This is a genomic window from Streptomyces sp. FH025 (assembly GCF_017427025.1).
GTDB lineage: Bacteria > Actinomycetota > Actinomycetes > Streptomycetales > Streptomycetaceae > Kitasatospora.
The window spans coordinates 1-2,052 of the sequence record NZ_JAFLNG010001004.1 but is presented as its reverse complement, the minus strand read 5'-3'; the positions used below and the strand labels follow the sequence as shown (position 1 = coordinate 2,052).

The window sequence follows — 2,052 nt, the reverse complement described above, 5'->3', positions numbered from 1 at the left end:
TGCGCGGTCGCCGTACGGGCGGTCGGACGGGCCCGGATTTCCATCACGGTGCGTGTGGGATAGTTCACAACCTGGGGCTACTCGCCGGTACCGCCCAGGAATCCATAAACTCAACGAGGTTCAAGAAGGGAGCCACAGTGCGCAAGGTGCTCATCGCCAACCGCGGGGAAATCGCCGTCCGCGTCGCCCGGGCCTGCTCGGACGCCGGTATCGCCAGCGTCGCCGTCTACGCCGAGCCGGACCGGGATGCGCTGCACGTCCGCGCGGCCGACGAGGCTTACGCGCTGGGCGGTGACACCCCCGGCACCAGTTACCTGGACATCGCCAAGGTCCTCAAGGCCGCCGAGGACTCCGGCGCCGACGCCGTCCACCCCGGCTACGGGTTCCTCTCGGAGAACGCCGAGTTCGCCCAGGCCGTCATCGACGCGGGCCTGACCTGGATCGGCCCGCCGCCGCAGGCCATCCGCGACCTCGGCGACAAGGTGACCGCCCGCCACGTGGCGCAGCGCGCCGGCGCCCCGCTGGTGGCCGGCACCCCGGACCCGGTCTCGGGCGCCGACGAGGTGGTCGACTTCGCCCGTGAGCACGGCCTGCCGGTCGCCATCAAGGCGGCGTTCGGCGGCGGCGGCCGCGGCCTGAAGGTCGCCCGCACGCTGGAGGAGATCCCGGAGCTGTACGAGTCGGCGGTGCGCGAGGCGGTCGCCGCCTTCGGCCGCGGCGAGTGCTTCGTCGAGCGCTACCTGGACAACCCGCGGCACGTGGAGACCCAGTGCCTCGCGGACAAGCACGGCAACGTGGTGGTCGTCTCCACCCGTGACTGTTCGCTCCAGCGCCGGCACCAGAAGCTGGTCGAGGAGGCGCCCGCGCCGTTCCTGACCCCGGAGCAGAACGCCGAGCTGTACCGCGCGTCCAAGGCCATCCTGAAGGAGGCCGGCTACGTCGGCGCCGGGACCTGCGAGTTCCTGGTGGCGCTGGACGGCACGATCTCCTTCCTGGAGGTCAACACCCGTCTCCAGGTGGAGCACCCGGTCACCGAGCAGGTCACCGGCATCGACCTGGTCCGCGAGATGTTCCGGATCGCCGACGGCGAGGAGCTGGGCTACGGCGACCCCGAGGTGCGCGGCCACTCCTTCGAGTTCCGCATCAACGGCGAGGACCCGGGCCGCAACTTCCTGCCCGCGCCCGGCACCGTGACGCTGTTCGCCCCGCCGTCCGGCCCGGGCGTGCGCCTGGACTCCGGCGTGGAGTCCGGCTCGGTCATCGGCCCGGCCTGGGACTCCCTGCTGGCCAAGCTGATCGTCTCCGGCCGCGACCGCAAGCAGGCCCTGGAGCGGGCCCGGCGCGCGCTGAACGAGTTCAAGGTCGAGGGCATGGCCACCGCCATCCCGTTCCACCAGGCGGTCGTCACCGACCCGGCGTTCGCGCCCGAGGTGCACGGCAGCGACGAGCCGTTCAAGGTCTTCACCCGCTGGATCGAGACCGAGTTCGACAACACCATCCCGGCGTTCGCGGGCTCGGCCGGCGAGGCCGAGGAGGCCGAGACCCGGGAGACCGTGGTGGTCGAGGTCGGCGGCAAGCGGATCGAGGTCTCGCTGCCGTCCTCGCTGGGCGTCGCGGCGGCCCCGGCGGCCGGTGCGGCGGGTGCCGCCAAGGCCAAGCGCCGGGTGGGCGCCAAGAAGGCCGGTTCGGCCCTCAGCGGTGACACCCTGGCCTCGCCGATGCAGGGCACCATCGTCAAGGTCGCCGTCGAGGAGGGCCAGGTCGTCGCCGAGGGCGAGCTGATCGTGGTCCTGGAGGCGATGAAGATGGAGCAGCCGCTGAACGCCCACAAGGCGGGCACCGTGGTCGGCCTCAAGGCCGAGGTGGGTGCGAGTGTCAGCAGCGGCGCCGCGCTCTGCGAGATCAAGGACTGACGTACCGAACCGTCGATCACCGACCGGTCCGTACGCCCCTCGGGGTGTGCGGACCGGTCGCGTTCTACGCCATCGGTGCGGTCAGCGCCCGCGCTGCATGCCCAACTCGGCCTTGAGGCCGACCACGGTGCCCGCCTTG

General features: G+C 71.9%; 1 protein-coding gene. It reads left to right on the top strand.

Annotation, left to right across the window (positions count from 1 at the left end; translation table 11 throughout):
* Positions 1–137: 137 nt before the first annotated feature.
* A complete protein-coding gene (locus tag J0670_RS36660) occupies positions 138–1,913 on the top strand; it encodes a biotin carboxylase N-terminal domain-containing protein (protein WP_207817104.1) in 1,776 nt (591 codons plus the stop codon).
* Positions 1,914–2,052 lie beyond the last annotated feature (139 nt).